Origin of the sequence: Bordetella genomosp. 10 (assembly GCF_002261225.1) — a bacterium.
Taxonomy (GTDB): Bacteria; Pseudomonadota; Gammaproteobacteria; order Burkholderiales; family Burkholderiaceae_B; genus Bordetella_C.
Window position 1 is genome coordinate 2,088,454 of sequence record NZ_NEVM01000005.1, and the last position, 14,609, is coordinate 2,103,062.

Consider the following 14,609-nt stretch of genomic DNA (forward strand, 5'->3'; position numbering starts at 1 on the left):
GTGTAGAGCCGCGGCGCTAGAATCGCCACATGAGCAAACCCGATTTCTCCGTCGCCATCCTGGGGGCCGGCCCGGTGGGCTGCGCGCTGGCGCTGATGCTGGCGCGCCATGCCGCCGATCCTTCCTCCATCCTGCTGGTGCGGGCCGCGGCGCCGTCATCCCAAGCGGCGTCGCCCGCCGCCCAAGGCGTGTCGCCTGTCCCACCCATTGCGTCGCCTTCCTCGTCGCCTTCCTCCCAGGCCACGCCGCCGGCCCCGGGCGCGACCACCGGCCCCACGCCGGGCTCGGTGGTCGCGCCCATCGCGGCGCCCGCCAGCGCGCCGCTCGCCGCGCCCGCGATTCCCGCCCTGCCGGCCAGCGCCGCGCCGGCGGCGCCGGAGGCCGACGCCCGCGTGCTCGCCCTGAACCACGGCAGCCACGTGCTGCTGGAATCGCTGGGCGCATGGCCGCGCGAAGCCGCCGACATCCGCACCATCCACGTGTCCCAACGCGGCCGGCTCGGCCGCACCGTGATCCGCGACAGCGACTTCGACGTGCCGCGGCTGGGCGCGGTCACGGCATACGCCACGCTGCACGCCGCGCTGATGCGCCAGGTCGAACGGGCCGGCATCGCCGTGCGCGCCCTGCCCGGCGCGCGCCTGTCCGCCCAGGACGCCGACGGCGCCACGCTGGCCGACGCCGGCGGCGCCACCCTGCGCTGCGGCGTGGCGGTGCAATCGGACGGCGCCGGCGCCAACGACATCCGCCGCGAATATGGCCAGCATGCGGTGCTGGCCACCGTGCGCGCCTCGCTGCCGCGCGACGGCTGGGCCTTCGAGCGCTTCACCCGCGAGGGCCCGCTGGCCCTGCTGCCCCATCCCGCCGCGCCCGGGACCTACGCCGTGGTCTGGTGCTGCGCGCCGGAACGCGCCCAGGCCCTGGCCGCGCTGGACCAGGCGGCGTTCTCCGCGGCGCTGACGGAAGCCTTCGGCGACCGCCTGGGCGCCCTCGCCTGCGTGGCGCCGCGCCACGTCTTCCCGCTGTTCCTCAGTGCCCGGCGCGCCCTGGTGAACGGCCGCGCCGTGGCCGTGGGCAACGCCGCGCAGACCCTGCATCCGGTGGCCGGCCAGGGGCTGAACCTGGGACTGCGCGACGCGGCCCGGCTGGCCCAGTCGCTGGCGCCCTGGCTGGAGCGGCCTGCCGCGCCGCCCACGGAGGCGCTGGCCGGCTTCGCCCGCGCCCGGCGCGACGATCGCTGGCTGACGGCCGGGCTGACCGACCTCATGCCGCGCGCCTTCGCCACCGGCCTGGCGCCGCTCGAACACGCCGGCGGCCTGGCGCTGCTGAGCCTGGACTTGTTACAACCGCTGCGGACGCCGCTGGCGCGGCACCTGCTCCAGGGCCTGCGCGCCTGAGGGCCCGATGAAGGAACAATGAAGGCCCGGTGAAGGGTCAACGAAGGGCCAATGAAGGGCCCGACGAGGCGCCGATGAGAGGCCCGCGCAGGGGCGGTTTTCCTGCCCCTGGATACCGTGCAATCCGGGGTCGGATCGGCGCGGTTAAAATCCCCGCCCATGCGTATCGGCTCCTGGACTCTCCCCAACAATGTGCTGGTCGCGCCCATGGCGGGCGTGACGGACCGGCCATTCCGCCAATTGTGCAAGCGGCTGGGGGCGGGCTATGCCGTCTCGGAAATGGCCGCCAGCAACCCGCGCCTGTGGGACAGTGTCAAGACCTCGCGCCGCCTGAACCACGAGGGCGAGATCGCTCCCGTGGCGGTGCAGATCGCCGGCGCGGATCCCGCCATGATGGCCGAGGCCGCCGTTTTCAACGCCGCCAAGGGCGCGCGCATCATCGATATCAACATGGGCTGTCCGGTCAAGAAGGTGTGCAACCTGGCGTCCGGCTCGGCCCTGCTGCGCCATGAAGACCTCATCGCCCGCATCCTCGACGCGGTGGTGCAGGCCTGCCGTCCGCTGGACGTGCCGGTGACGCTGAAGACCCGCACCGGCTGGGACCGCGAGCACCGCAATGCCCTGCGCATCGCCCGCCTGGCCCGGGACAGTGGCATCGCCGCCCTGACCCTGCACGGCCGCACCCGCGCCGACATGTACACCGGCCAGGCCGAATACGACACCATCCGGGAAGTCAAGGCTGCCATCGATATCCCGGTGGTCGCCAATGGCGACATCGACAGCCCGGAGAAGGCGCGGCACGTTCTCGACTACACTGGCGCCGATGCCGTCATGGTCGGCCGCGCGGCGCAGGGCAAGCCGTGGATTTTCCGTGAGATTGACTACTATCTGCGTACGGGCGATAAACTGCCGCCCCCGACCTACGGCGAAATGCGCGACCTGCTGCTGGAACACCTGGACGACCACTACCGGTTCTACGGGGAGCACACCGGCGTGCGCACGGCGCGCAAGCACATCGGATGGTACGTCGACGGCCTGCCTGGCGCCGACGCCTTCCGCGCTCACATGAACCAGATCGACGGCACCGGCGCGCAGGCAAGCGCCGTGGCCGACTGGTTCGATCGTTTCGCCTGCGATGCGCGGCCCGCCGAAACCCTCGGCGAGCAAACCTTGCTGGCGGCGTGATCGAACCTTATCCCGCCGTTTCACATAAACAAAAAAAGTTGTGCATGATGAGTAAAAAAGATGTCCTGGAAGAATGCGTACGCGCCAGCCTGGAGCGCTACTTCGAAGACCTCGGCGATTCCGAGCCCCACGACATGTGGGAAATGGTGATGCGCTGCGTTGAACGCCCGGTCCTCGAAGTCGCGCTGGAACGCGCGGGCGGCAACCAGTCGCGCGCATCGGAAATGCTGGGCATCACCCGCAATACGCTGCGCAAGAAGCTGCTTGCGCATAACATCCAGGTCTGAACCGCTTTCCACCCATCCCTGAAACGGATCCGCCGCGGCCCGCCGCGCGTCCCGCCCGCCCATGAAAATCGAAACCGCCCTGCTCTCGGTCTCCGACAAGACCGGTATTGTTGAATTCGCCCGCGCCCTCGCCACGCGCGGCGTGCGCCTGCTGTCCACGGGAGGCACGGCGAAGCTGCTGGCCGAAGCCGGCCTGGCCGTGACCGAAGTGGCAGCCCACACCGGCTCGCCGGAAATCCTCGACGGCCGCGTCAAGACGCTCCATCCGAAGATCCACGGCGGCCTGCTGGCGCGCCGCGACAGCGCGGAGCACCTGGACACCATCGCCGCGCACGGCATCGACCGCATCGACATGCTGGTGGTCAACCTCTACCCCTTCCGCGAAACGGTGGCCAAGCCCGACTGCACCTTCGCCGACGCGGTGGAGAACATCGACATCGGCGGCCCGGCGATGCTGCGCGCGGCCGCCAAGAACCACGGCACCGAGGCCGGCGGCGTGACGGTGGTGATCGACCCCGCCGATTACCCGCGCGTGCTGGCCGAACTGGACGCCACGGGCGCCACTTCCTACCCCCTGCGCCTGAACCTGGCGACCAAGGTCTACGCCCACACCGCCGCCTACGACGGCGCCATCGCCGCCTACCTGAGCAGCCTGGCCGACGCCGCGCCGGCCCAGGACGCCACGCCGGCGCGCAAGGAATGGCCCGACACCCTGACCATCCAGGTCAAGCAGGAACAGGCCCTGCGCTACGGCGAGAACCCGCACCAGTCGGCGGCCTTCTACGTCGACCCGCAGCGCCAGGCCGGCCTGCTGGGCAACTACCGCCAATTGCAGGGCAAGGAGCTGTCCTACAACAACATCGCCGACGCCGATGCCGCCTGGGAATGCGTGCGCAGCTTCGACAGCGCCGCCTGCGTCATCGTCAAGCATGCCAATCCCTGCGGCGTGGCCGTGGCGGGGCATGCGCTGGACGCCTACCGGCAAGCCTTCAAGACCGACCCCACGTCGGCCTTCGGCGGCATCATCGCCTTCAACCGTCCGGTCGATCTCGCCACGGCGGAAGCCGTCAGCGAGCAATTCCTGGAAGTGCTGCTGGCCCCCGCCTACGACGGCGCGGCCCTCGCGCTGCTGGCCAAGAAGAAGAACGTGCGCGTGCTGGAAGTGCCGACCGGCGTCGGCCAGAACGCCTTCGACGTCAAGCGCGTGGGCGGCGGCTGGCTGGTGCAGTCGCCCGACACGGGCAGCCTGACCGAGGCGGACCTGAAGGTCGTCACCAGGAAGCAGCCCACGGAACAGCAACTGAAGGATCTGCTGTTCGCCTGGAAGGTGGCCAAGTACGTCAAGTCCAACGCCATCGTGTTCTGCGCCGACGGCATGACGCTGGGCGTCGGCGCCGGCCAGATGAGCCGCATCGATTCCGCGCGCATCGCCTCGATCAAGGCCGAGAACGCCGGCCTGTCGCTGCGGGGTTCGGCCGTGGCGTCGGACGCCTTCTTCCCGTTCCGCGACGGCCTGGACGTGGTCGTGGCGGCGGGCGCCGGCTGCGTCATCCAGCCCGGCGGCAGCGTGCGCGACGACGAAGTGATCGCCGCCGCGGACGAGCATGGCATCGCCATGGTGCTGACCGGCATGCGTCACTTCCGCCACTGATGCGCATCCTCGGTGTCGATCCCGGCCTGCGCCGCACCGGCTTCGGCGTCATCGACACCGACGGCGCGCGCCTGCGCTATGTCGCCAGCGGCACCATCGTCGTGCCGCCGGCGGCCGCGCTGGCGCAGCGCCTGAAGGTCATCCTCGACAACCTGCGCGAGGTCGTGCGGGACACGCGGCCCGACGTGGCCGCGCTGGAAATCGTCTTTCTCAATACCAATCCCACCTCCACCCTGCTGCTGGGGCAGGCGCGCGGGGCGGCGCTGTGCGCGCTGGCGGACTGCGGCCTGGACGTGCACGAGTACACCGCCTTGCAGATCAAGAAATCGGTGGTGGGCACCGGCCGCGCGGCCAAGGAACAGGTGCAGGCGATGGTGCGGCACCTGCTGTCGCTCGACGGCCTGCCCGCGCCCGACTCCGCCGACGCGCTGGCCTGCGCCATTTCGCACGCCCACGTCGGCCCGCTGGCCGACCGTCTCTTATTGATGAGCAAGAAAAGCAAAGGCAGCCGCGCGCGGTTGCGCGGCGGCCGGCTGACGATCTGAAGTGTCCCGCCGGCGCGCGCATACAACGAACAAGCCCCTCCCCCACGGCGTGGATAGAACTACAGGTTGCGGAATCGAACAGCAAGGGCCTGTTGACATCCTCCCACGTCTAAAGACGGAGGATTCCTACGGCGCTCATTGCAGGCATCGCGCCCGAACAAGCCGCTTCGGTGGGTTCCTGCTTTACCGAGGCTGCACGCATGGCCTTTGCAGGCTTTGCGTGGCTGACATCCTCTCCACAGGCTAGCCGGGCGTGTCCCGCCCTTAAAACATTGATGGCGCCGACCTCATCGGCATTGGCTTCGTGACCGCATTGCACGCACTTGAACTGCGATTGCGTCTTGCGGTTGTCCGCCGATACATGGCCGCAACATGGGCAGGTTCGGCTGGTGTTTTGCGGCGGCACGGCAATGAGTATCCCGCCATTCCAGGCCAGTTTGTATTCCAGTTGCCGCCTGAACTCGAACCAGCCCTGAGCCAGGATGGCTTTGTTCAGTCCCGATTTGGCCTTGACGTTCCTGCCCGGAGCCTCTGCCGTGCCGGCGGCCGATCTGGACATGTTCTTAACCTGCAAGTCCTCGATGCACACCATCGCGTGGTTTTGGCTGATCGTGGTCGTGGCCTTGTGCAGGTAATCTTTGCGGCAGTTGGCAATCCGCGTGTGTATAGATCGAACCTTCCTTTTGGCTTTGTGCCAGTTCTTGCTGAACTTCTGTTTTCGGCTCATGGCTCGCTGGTAGCGGCGCAGGCGGATTTCGTGCTGTTTGAAGCTCGCCAGCGGTTCCAGAAACGTACCGTCCGAGAACGTAGCTAAGTGAGTAACACCCATATCGATGCCGATGGCCGATGTGGCCCGCGGCACAGCTTGCACCATTTCGCGCTCTGTCTGAATGCTCACAAACCATTTGCCGCCCGATCGGCTCACCGTAGCATTGCAGGGCTTGCCCAGAACCGCCCGGGACAAACGCAAGCGCATCCAGCCCAGCTTGGGCAGGAAGATTCGGTGATTGGTCTCGTCGAGTTTGAATTGCTTGGCGTCGGGATAGCGAAAGCTCTCCCTGAGGCCTTTCTTCTTGAAGCATGGAAAGGCTGCCCGCCGGGCAAAGAAATTCTTGTACCCCCGCTCCAGGTCCTTGAGCGCATGTTGCAACGGATGCACAGGCGCATCCTTGAGCCACGGGGTTTCGGTTCCATTGCGCCAAGCCGTCAGGTGCCTTGCCATCGCCACATAGCCGATGAATTTGCCGCCCGCTTCGTAGTTGGCTTTTTGCAGCGCCAGCGCCCTGTTGAACACGAACCGGCACGCGCCAGCGAAGCGGCGCATCTGGCTCGCTTGCTGACCGTTGGGACGCAGTTCGTATTTGAAGGCTTGGAGGCGTTGCACAGGCACAGCATGGTTTGGTCCATGAGTAGCGACAACATTCGTCGCGGCAGACATTGCGTATTCCTTATGCAGGTTCATTTTGTCTGTGTAACCCGCGCCGCCTCAATGTATTCACCGCAGAGATATTGAACGACCTACGGCCTATCTTCGCAAGGTTCGCGCTGCCCATGCCGCACTGAAATCGACCCGCGGCGCGGTGATGGCGGTGGCGGTCATCCGGCCCGTCCTCGGCAGTTTCGAATTCGCCGGCATCGGTAATATTTCCACGGTGTTGATCACGCCGGACGAGCTGCGCCGCCTGCCCTCGACCGACGGCACGGTGGGCTACAGCGTCCGCACCATACGAGAACAATCCTATCCCTGGGTCCCGGGTTCGATCCTTGCTTTGAGCACGGACGGCCTGTCCACGCGCTGGAACCTGGCCGCGCACCCGGGCTTGCATCGGCGCCATCCGGCGCTGATCGCCGGCGTCATACACCGCGATTTTTCCCGCACCAACGACGATGCCACCATCGTGGTCGTGAAGGATGAACAAGCATGATCCATAGATTGCTGTCGGCGCGCATCGAGAACGATCAGGCCCTGGTCCGGGTGCGCGACCGCACGCGCCAGGTCGGCGACGTCTTCGGCCTGGACAATCTGCAGCGCACCCGCCTGGTCACGGCGGTGTCCGAAATCGCCCGCAACGTGGTGCAGCATGCCGGCGAAGGCCGCATCGAGTTCTTCTTCCGCGACGAGGACGAGCACGCGCCGCAAGCCCTCATCGTCCGCATCGTCGACGACGGCCCGGGCATGGACGTGGCGGCCCTGCCGGCCAACGGGCAGCGCGCCGACGGCAGGACCATGCTGGGCATCGCCGGCAGCCGGCGGCTGGTGGACCGTTTCGATATCGCGTCCGAGCCGGGCGGCGGCACCCGCGTCACCCTGGAAATGCAGCGCGGCCATGCGCGGCCCGTCATCAGCCGCGCCGCGCTCGCGCCGCTGGTCGAACAACTGGCGCGCCGCAAATCGCAGACGCCGGTCGAGGAACTGGAACAGCAGAACCGCGAGATGCTGCTCATGCTGGAGGAGCTGCGGCTGCGCCAGGCCGAGCTGGAAAAGGCCGACGAGCGCAAGGACGAATTCCTGGCCATGCTGGCGCACGAGTTGCGCAATCCGCTGTCGGCGATCGGCACCGCGCTGGAGCTGCTCAAGCGCAAGCGCAACGCCAGCGAGGCCGATTTCCAGCGCCTCGGCGACCTGGTGGCGCGCCAGACGGCGCAACTGACGCGCCTGGTCAACGACCTGCTGGACGTGTCGCGCGTGACGCGCGGCAAGATCGAGCTGGCGCGGGCGCCGGTGCTGCTGACGGACCTCATCGATCACGCGCTGGAGACCACGCACGGCGCGATCACCGCCAGGCATCACGTCCTGGAGTACACGCCGCCCGCCGAACCGATCTGGATCAGCGCCGATCCCATCCGCTTTCGCCAGATCCTCAGCAACCTCCTGCACAACGCCGCGCGCTACACGCCCGAGCACGGGCGCATCGCCGTCCGGGTGGCGCGCGAGGGCGCGCGGGTCGCCCTCTCGGTGGAGGACAACGGGATCGGCATCGACGCCGCCATGCTGCCGCACGTGTTCGACCTGTTCGCCCAGGCCGACACCAGCCTGGGGCGCCAGGACACCGGCCTGGGCATCGGGCTGACGCTGGTGAAACGGCTGCTGCAGTTGCACGGCGGCAGCGTCGAGGTGCAGAGCGCGGGCCTGGGCAAGGGCAGCCGCTTCACCGTGTACATGCCGGTGCTCGCGCGCGACGCGGCGACGCCGCCCGCGCGGCCGGAGCCGGCGCAGGCCGCGCCGCAGCCGCCGCAGCACGCGGCAGCCGGTTCGCGCATCCTGCTCATCGACGACAACGTCGACGCGGTGCACACCTTGCGCCAACTGCTGGAGGACGCCGGCCACGTGGTGGCCGAAGCGCACACCGGCGAACGCGGCGTGGCGGTCGCGGAACTGTTCTCGCCCAACGTGGTGGTCATCGATATCGGCCTGCCCGGCATCGACGGCTTCCAGGTGGCGCAGGAAATCCGCGCGCAGCCGGCGACGTCGGCCAGCCTGCTGGTGGCGCTGTCCGGCTATACCTCCGACGCCATGCGCCAGCGCGGCCGCGCAGCCGGTTTCGACCGCTATCTGACCAAGCCGGCGGACATCGACGCGCTGGAAGACATGATCCGGGAGTACTGAGCGCGCGCCCCGCGCATCCGCCCGTCCGCCCATCCACGGCCGGCAACGGTAGAATGCTCGCCTGACGACGGCGGCCCGCGTCCGCCGGCCGCTCCTCCCCTACTCGCACGCTATCCGCAACATGATCGGAAGACTCACCGGCACCCTGGTCGAAAAAACACCCCCGACGATCTGCGTCGACGTCAACGGCGTCGGCTACGAGGTCGACGTGCCCATGAGCACGCTGTACGCGCTGCCCGAGCTGGGCGCGCGCGTCAGCCTGCATACCCACCTGGCCGTGCGCGAGGACGCGCACCTGCTGTACGGTTTCGCCAGCACGGCCGAACGCGCCGCCTTCCGCCAGTTGATCAAGGTCAGCGGCATCGGCGCCCGCACCGCGCTGGCGGTGCTGTCGGGCCTGTCGGTGGCGGATCTCGCGCAGGCCGTCACGCTGCAGGAATCGGGCCGGCTGACGCGCGTGCCGGGCATCGGCAAGAAGACCGCCGAGCGCCTGCTGCTGGAATTGCGCGGCAAGCTGGGCGCCGACATCGGCGTGAGCCCGCAACAGGCGCCGGACAGCCAGTCGGACGTGCTCAACGCCTTGCTGGCGCTGGGTTATTCGGAGAAGGAATCGCTGTCCGCGCTCAAGGGCCTGCCGGCGGGCGTGGACGTGTCGGAAGGGATACGGCTGGCGTTGAAGGCGCTGGTTCGTTAATGCTGGTTCGTTAATCGGCGCTGGCAGGGATACGCTTCGCTGCCGGACTACCCTGCCCGGACGGGAAAACCGCCCTAGAAATACACGCCCGCGTGGCGGCCGAGATAGCCCGGCGCCACGGCGTCCAGCGAGGCCGGCACCACCCCCAGTTCGGGCGCCATGGGGCCCGACGCCACATTGTCCACGCGCAGGCTGTCGAGGTTGTCGGGCGTCATCAGCGGCGTTCCGGGCAGCATGGCCAGCAGGCCCGCCTGCAGGCGCCCCAGGCCGTCCGGCACCCGGCACACGAGGCGCGGATGGCCGCTCCAGCGCGCGCACAGGCCCGCGACTTCGCCCAGCGTGTAGACCTGCGGACCGGCCAGCTCGTAGGTCTTGCCCGCGGCGTGCGGGTTGGCGATCATGGCCGCGATGGCGGCGGCCACGTCCGCCACGTGCACCGGCTGCACGCGCGCTTCGGCGCCGGCCAGCGGCAGCACCGGAAAGCGGCGCGCCAGGCGCGCGAACAGGTTCGTGAAGTTATCGTCGGCGCCGAAGATGATGGACGGCCGCACCAGCGTCCAGGCGGGTTCGGCGGCATCGGCCCAGGCCTGGCGCACCGCGGCCTCGCCGTCGCCCTTGGAACGCAGGTACATGCTGGGCCCGGCGCTGTCGGCGCCCAGCGCGCTCATCTGCACGAAACGCCGCACGCCATGGCGGCGGCAACTGGCGGCGACGCGCTGCGGCAAGGTGACGTGGGCGCGGGCGAAGGCGGCGCCGTAAGGCTTGCCGCGATCGCCGTGCAGGATGCCGACCAGGTTGACCACGGCGTCGCAGCCCTCCACCAGGCGGTCCAGGGTGGCGTCGTCGTGGATGTCGGCCTGGAACAGCGTGACCGTCGGCAGCACCAGCAGGTCGCGGCCGTGCGCGTAGCCGCGCGTCGGAACCCGCACCGAGTGCCCGGCCTTGGCCAGCGCCGCCGCCAGGTGACGGCCCACGAAACCTGTACCGCCCAGAATGAGGATACGCATCTTTGCTCCGCCAGAGTACGCCAATCCGCACAGCATACGACAGCAAGGCCGGCGTACGGCGCGTTCAGCCCGCCAGGTAGCCGCCGTAGGCCTTCAGGTCGACGTTGCCGCCGCTGATGATGACGCCGACGCGGGCGCCGGCGGCGACGGGATGCACCTTTTGCAGCACCGCGGCGGCGCCCAGGCAGCCCGTCGGCTCGACGACCATCTTCATGCGCTCGGCGAAGAACTTCATGGTCGACACCAACTGGGCATCGCTGACCGTCAGGATGTCCTTAACCTTGTCCTGGATAATGGGAAACGTCAAGTCGCCCAGAAAGGGGGTCAAGGCGCCGTCGGCGATGGACTTGGGCGGCTGGATCGCGACGATCTTGCCCGCCCGCAGGGATTGCTGGCCGTCGTTGCCCGCCTCGGGCTCGACGCCGTACACCTGGCAGGACGGGCTCAGGGCCGCCGCCGACAGCGCGGAGCCGGACAGCAGGCCGCCGCCGCCGAGGCAGACGAACAGGTAGTCCAGTTGCCCCACGTCCTCGAACAATTCCTTGGCGGCGGTGCCCTGACCGGCGATGACGTCGGCATGGTCGTAGGGCGGGATCAGGGTCGCGCCGGTCTCGGCCTGCATGCGCCGGGCCACGGCCTCGCGGTCTTCCTTGTAGCGGTCGTAGGTGACGACCGTGCCGCCGTAGCCCTCGGTGGCGGCGCGCTTGGCCGCCGGCGCGTCCAGCGGCATGATGATGGTGGCCTTCACGCCTTGCAGCCTGGACGCCAGGGCGATCGCCTGGGCGTGGTTGCCGGAGGAGAAGGTCAGCACGCCCCTGGCGCGCTGCTCGGGCGTCAGCCTGGCGATGGCGTTGTAGCCGCCGCGGAACTTGAAGGCGCCCATGCGCTGGTAGTTCTCGCATTTGAAGAACAGCTTGGCTCCGGCGATGGCGTCCGCGGTGGAGGACGTCAGCACCGGCGTGCGGTGGGCGACTCCCTGGAGCCGCTCGCTGGCGGCAACGACGTCATCATAGGTGGGCAAAGCGGTCGACATGGCGATTCCTGGATAAGAACAATGGCGGCATGCGCGCCGGCGGCGACGGCGGCGGCCGGGCAACGCGCGGAAGGGCCCCGTGGAATCCGCGGCGGCAAGGCCGCCGGGCGGCGCGGGGACACGGCATGATAGTCCACCCGGGGCGTCTCCGGTAACGCCCCCTGGTGGTACGATTGGACGGCTTTCCACCTGCTCGAACCATGGCCATCCAGTCCGATTCCCTCAGCTCCCGTCCCGACGCCGCCCGCCTGGTCGCGCCGCAGCCCGTCTCGCCCAACGAGGAGTCGGTCGAACGCGCCCTGCGTCCCAAGATCCTGCGGGAATATGTCGGCCAGGCGCGGGCGCGCGAGCAACTGGAAATCTTCATCGCCGCCGCCCGCCAGCGCGGCGAGGCGCTGGACCACGTGCTCCTGTTCGGCCCGCCCGGCCTGGGCAAGACCACGCTGGCCCACATCATCGCGCACGAAATGGGCGTGCAGTTGCGCCAGACCTCGGGCCCGGTGCTGGAACGCCCGGGCGACCTGGCGGCGCTGCTGACCAACCTGGAAAAGAACGACGTCCTGTTCATCGACGAAATCCATCGCCTGTCGCCGGTGGTCGAGGAAATCCTCTACCCCGCGCTGGAGGATTTCCAGATCGACATCCTGATCGGCGAAGGGCCGGCCGCGCGCAGCGTCAAGCTGGACCTGCAGCCCTTCACCCTGGTCGGCGCCACCACGCGCGCCGGCATGCTGACCAATCCGCTGCGCGACCGCTTCGGCATCGTGTCGCGCCTGGAGTTCTACAACGCCGAGGACCTGGCCCACATCGTCACGCGCAGCGCATCCTTGCTGCAGGCCACCATCACGGCCGACGGCGCCAGCGAAGTGGCGCGCCGCGCGCGCGGCACCCCCCGTATCGCCAACCGCCTGCTGCGCCGCGTGCGCGACTATGCGGAGGTGAAGGCCAAGGGCGTCATCGACGGCACGGTGGCGGGCAGCGCCCTGTCGATGCTGGAGGTCGACCCGCAGGGCCTGGACCTGATGGACCGCAAATTGCTCGAGGCCATCGTGCACAAGTTCGACGGCGGCCCCGTGGGCGTCGACAGCCTGGCCGCCGCGATCGGCGAGGAACGCGACACCATCGAGGACGTGATCGAGCCCTACCTGATCCAGCACGGCTACCTGCAACGCACCCCGCGCGGCCGCATGGCCACGCAGACCACCTGGCGGCACCTGGGCCTGACGCCGCCCGCCGGCGCCACCGCCGCGACCGGCGATCTTTTCTAGAAGATACGGCTGCCAGATACGGCTGCCGTCAGACACGGCTGCCGGCGGTCAGCCGATGTGCGCCGCCACCCGTTCCAGGATGTCCTCGCCGTAGGCTTCGAGCTTGCGCGCGCCCACGCCGCTGATGTGGCCCAGGGCCTCCAGCGAGTCGGGCTCCGACAAGGCGATTTCGCGCAGGGTGGCGTCATGGAAGATGACGTAGGCCGGCACGCCATGCTCGCGCGCCACCTCGCCGCGCCAGGTGCGCAGGTCCTCGAACAGGGCCTGGGCGGCGGCCGGCAGCTCCACGGCCTGCGGCTTGGCGCGCGTGCCGCGCGCGGCACGCGCCGCCTTGGCCGACTCGCGCCGCAGCATCAACTGGTATTCGCCCTTGAGCACCGCGCGGCTGCCTTCGGTCAGGGCCAGCGTGCCGTAGCCGTCGTGGTCGACCTGCAGCAGCCCCTTGGCCAGCAATTGCCGCAGCACGCCGCGCCAGGCCGATTCCGACAAGTCCGCGCCGACGCCGAACACCGACAGCGTATCGTGCCCGTATTGCGCCACGCGCTCGGTCGACTTGCCGCGCAGGATATCGATGATGTGGCCGGCGCCGTAGCGCTGGCCGCGCTCCTTGGCCAGGCGATAGACCGCGGACAGCACCTTCTGCGCCGCCACCGTGCCGTCCCAGGCCTCGGGCGGCTCCAGGCAGACATCGCAGTTGCCGCAGGCGGTGATGGTCTGGCCGAAATAATTCAGCAGCCGCACGCGCCGGCACTCGACGGTCTCGCACAGGCCCAGCATGGCGTCCAGGTGCTGGCCCAGGCGGCGCTTGAAGGTCTCATCCCCCTGCGACTCGTCGATCATGCGGCGCTGCTGCACCACGTCCTGCAAGCCATAGGCCAGCCACGCCGAGGCGGGCAGGCCGTCGCGGCCGGCGCGGCCGGTTTCCTGGTAGTAGCCCTCCACCGACTTGGGCAGGTCGATGTGCGCGACGAAACGCACGTCGGGCTTGTCGATGCCCATGCCGAAGGCGATGGTGGCGACCATGACGATGCCGTCCTCGCGCAGGAAACGCGACTGGTTCTGGGCGCGGACCTGGGGACTGAGGCCGGCGTGGTACGGCAGCGCGTTGATGCCCTGGTTGCACAGGAACTCCGCGGTTTCCTCGACGCGGGCGCGCGACAGCGCATAGACCACGCCGGAATCGCCCATGTGCTCGGCGCGGATGAATTCCAGCAACTGCTTGCGCACCTCGTTCTTCTCGACGATGCGGTAGCGGATGTTGGGACGGTCGAAGCTGGCGACGAAATGCTCGGCCTCGTCCAGCTTCAGGCGCTGGGCGATCTCGGCGCGCGTGTGCTCGGTGGCGGTGGCGGTGAGCGCGATGCGCGGCACGTCGGGCCAGCGCTCGTGCAGCAGCGACAGCCCCATGTATTCCGGGCGGAAATCGTGGCCCCACTGGGAAACGCAGTGCGCCTCGTCGATGGCGAATAGCGCGATGCGGCCGCGATCGAGCAGTTGCTGGCAGCGGTCGGTGAGCAAGCGCTCCGGCGCCACGTAGAGCAGGTCCAGCTCGCCGTTGACGAAAGCCTGCTCGACGTCGCGCGCCTCGCGCCAGTCCTGCGTGGAGTTCAGGAAGGCGGCGCGCACGCCCAGTTCGGTCAGCGCGTCGACCTGGTCCTGCATCAGCGCGATCAGCGGCGAGACCACCACGCCGGTGCCGGCGCGCACCAGCGAAGGCACCTGGTAGCAGAGCGACTTGCCGCCGCCGGTGGGCATGAGCACCAGCGCGTCGCCGCCGCCGATCACGTGATCGACGATGGCCTGCTGGTCGCCGCGAAACGATTCATAGCCGAACACGCGCCGCAGCACTTCCAGGGCGCGCGGGTCAGACATGGGAAAAAGCCGGGAGCATCATGAGGGGCATTCTAATGGATGCGCGGGGCGGCGGTTCCGGCGTTA

Annotated in this window: 13 protein-coding genes; 9 read left to right on the forward strand and 4 right to left on the reverse strand. The window is 68.9% G+C overall.

Going from position 1 to position 14,609, the window contains the following annotated elements; genetic code table 11:
- Window positions 1-29 precede the first annotated feature (29 nt).
- The 5 genes from CAL29_RS25455 to ruvC all read left to right on the forward strand — a co-directional run bounded on the left by CAL29_RS25455 (window position 30) and on the right by ruvC (window position 5,062).
- The gene (locus CAL29_RS25455) at window positions 30-1,394 is read left to right on the forward strand and encodes an FAD-dependent monooxygenase (protein WP_256977746.1); all 1,365 of its coding nucleotides are present in this window, start codon (window positions 30-32) and stop codon (window positions 1,392-1,394) included.
- 159 nt (window positions 1,395-1,553) lie between these two features.
- Window positions 1,554-2,579 carry a tRNA dihydrouridine synthase DusB gene (gene dusB / locus CAL29_RS25460; RefSeq protein WP_094855711.1) on the forward strand — a complete coding sequence of 342 codons (1,026 nt, stop codon included), beginning with the start codon at window positions 1,554-1,556 and terminating at the stop codon, window positions 2,577-2,579.
- 47 nt (window positions 2,580-2,626) lie between these two features.
- Window positions 2,627-2,866, forward strand: coding sequence for a helix-turn-helix domain-containing protein (locus tag CAL29_RS25465; protein ID WP_088599925.1), 240 nt, complete (start codon window positions 2,627-2,629; stop codon window positions 2,864-2,866).
- 61 nt (window positions 2,867-2,927) lie between these two features.
- On the forward strand, window positions 2,928-4,517 hold the full coding sequence (gene purH, locus CAL29_RS25470) for a bifunctional phosphoribosylaminoimidazolecarboxamide formyltransferase/IMP cyclohydrolase (RefSeq protein WP_094855712.1): 1,590 nt from the start codon (window positions 2,928-2,930) through the stop codon (window positions 4,515-4,517).
- On the forward strand, window positions 4,517-5,062 hold the full coding sequence (gene ruvC / locus CAL29_RS25475; protein WP_094855713.1) for a crossover junction endodeoxyribonuclease RuvC: 546 nt from the start codon (window positions 4,517-4,519) through the stop codon (window positions 5,060-5,062). Before purH ends, ruvC begins: the two co-directional genes overlap by 1 nt.
- 109 nt (window positions 5,063-5,171) lie before the next feature.
- Here ruvC and CAL29_RS25480 read toward each other — a convergent pair whose 3' ends face one another.
- Complete coding sequence (locus CAL29_RS25480; RefSeq protein WP_094856907.1) at window positions 5,172-6,446, reverse strand: RNA-guided endonuclease InsQ/TnpB family protein; 1,275 nt, start codon at window positions 6,444-6,446, stop codon at window positions 5,172-5,174.
- Window positions 6,447-6,570: 124 nt separating this feature from the next.
- Here CAL29_RS25480 and CAL29_RS25485 point away from each other — a divergent pair, with 124 nt between their 5' ends.
- The 3 genes from CAL29_RS25485 to ruvA all read left to right on the forward strand — a co-directional run bounded on the left by CAL29_RS25485 (window position 6,571) and on the right by ruvA (window position 9,363).
- Window positions 6,571-6,987 carry a serine/threonine-protein phosphatase gene (locus tag CAL29_RS25485; RefSeq protein ID WP_256977872.1) on the forward strand — a complete coding sequence of 139 codons (417 nt, stop codon included), beginning with the start codon at window positions 6,571-6,573 and terminating at the stop codon, window positions 6,985-6,987.
- Complete coding sequence (locus CAL29_RS25490; RefSeq protein WP_094855715.1) at window positions 6,984-8,669, forward strand: ATP-binding protein; 1,686 nt, start codon at window positions 6,984-6,986, stop codon at window positions 8,667-8,669. Before CAL29_RS25485 ends, CAL29_RS25490 begins: the two co-directional genes overlap by 4 nt.
- Window positions 8,670-8,790: 121 nt before the next feature.
- Window positions 8,791-9,363 (forward strand): Holliday junction branch migration protein RuvA, encoded by a 573-nt coding sequence (gene ruvA / locus CAL29_RS25495; RefSeq protein ID WP_094855716.1) that lies wholly within the window; start codon window positions 8,791-8,793, stop codon window positions 9,361-9,363.
- A 74-nt stretch (window positions 9,364-9,437) separates the two neighbouring features.
- Here ruvA and CAL29_RS25500 read toward each other — a convergent pair whose 3' ends face one another.
- Complete coding sequence (locus CAL29_RS25500; protein WP_094855717.1) at window positions 9,438-10,370, reverse strand: complex I NDUFA9 subunit family protein; 933 nt, start codon at window positions 10,368-10,370, stop codon at window positions 9,438-9,440.
- A gap of 64 nt (window positions 10,371-10,434) precedes the next feature.
- Window positions 10,435-11,403, reverse strand: coding sequence for a threo-3-hydroxy-L-aspartate ammonia-lyase (locus CAL29_RS25505; protein WP_094855718.1), 969 nt, complete (start codon window positions 11,401-11,403; stop codon window positions 10,435-10,437).
- 200 nt (window positions 11,404-11,603) lie between these two features.
- Between CAL29_RS25505 and ruvB the strand changes: the two genes are divergently transcribed.
- Window positions 11,604-12,671: a Holliday junction branch migration DNA helicase RuvB gene (gene ruvB / locus CAL29_RS25510; RefSeq protein WP_094855719.1), complete on the forward strand. Its 1,068-nt coding sequence runs from the start codon at window positions 11,604-11,606 to the stop codon at window positions 12,669-12,671.
- A 48-nt stretch (window positions 12,672-12,719) separates the two neighbouring features.
- Here the strand turns inward: ruvB and recQ are convergent, their stop codons facing one another.
- The gene (gene recQ, locus CAL29_RS25515) at window positions 12,720-14,543 is read right to left on the reverse strand and encodes a DNA helicase RecQ (protein WP_094855720.1); all 1,824 of its coding nucleotides are present in this window, start codon (window positions 14,541-14,543) and stop codon (window positions 12,720-12,722) included.
- Window positions 14,544-14,609: the final 66 nt, after the last annotated feature.

Bases quoted from the DNA above. Each gene is read 5' to 3' on its own strand.
- CAL29_RS25505 (WP_094855718.1), bottom strand. From the start codon at position 11,403: ATGTCGACCGCTTTGCCCACCTATGATGACGTCGTTGCCGCCAGCGAG.
- dusB (WP_094855711.1), top strand. From the start codon at position 1,554: ATGCGTATCGGCTCCTGGACTCTCCCCAACAATGTGCTGGTCGCGCCC.
- ruvB (WP_094855719.1), top strand. From the start codon at position 11,604: ATGGCCATCCAGTCCGATTCCCTCAGCTCCCGTCCCGACGCCGCCCGC.
- ruvC (WP_094855713.1), top strand. From the start codon at position 4,517: ATGCGCATCCTCGGTGTCGATCCCGGCCTGCGCCGCACCGGCTTCGGC.
- purH (WP_094855712.1), top strand. From the start codon at position 2,928: ATGAAAATCGAAACCGCCCTGCTCTCGGTCTCCGACAAGACCGGTATT.
- CAL29_RS25500 (WP_094855717.1), bottom strand. From the start codon at position 10,370: ATGCGTATCCTCATTCTGGGCGGTACAGGTTTCGTGGGCCGTCACCTG.
- CAL29_RS25490 (WP_094855715.1), top strand. From the start codon at position 6,984: ATGATCCATAGATTGCTGTCGGCGCGCATCGAGAACGATCAGGCCCTG.
- recQ (WP_094855720.1), bottom strand. From the start codon at position 14,543: ATGTCTGACCCGCGCGCCCTGGAAGTGCTGCGGCGCGTGTTCGGCTAT.
- CAL29_RS25455 (WP_256977746.1), top strand. From the start codon at position 30: ATGAGCAAACCCGATTTCTCCGTCGCCATCCTGGGGGCCGGCCCGGTG.
- CAL29_RS25465 (WP_088599925.1), top strand. From the start codon at position 2,627: ATGAGTAAAAAAGATGTCCTGGAAGAATGCGTACGCGCCAGCCTGGAG.
- ruvA (WP_094855716.1), top strand. From the start codon at position 8,791: ATGATCGGAAGACTCACCGGCACCCTGGTCGAAAAAACACCCCCGACG.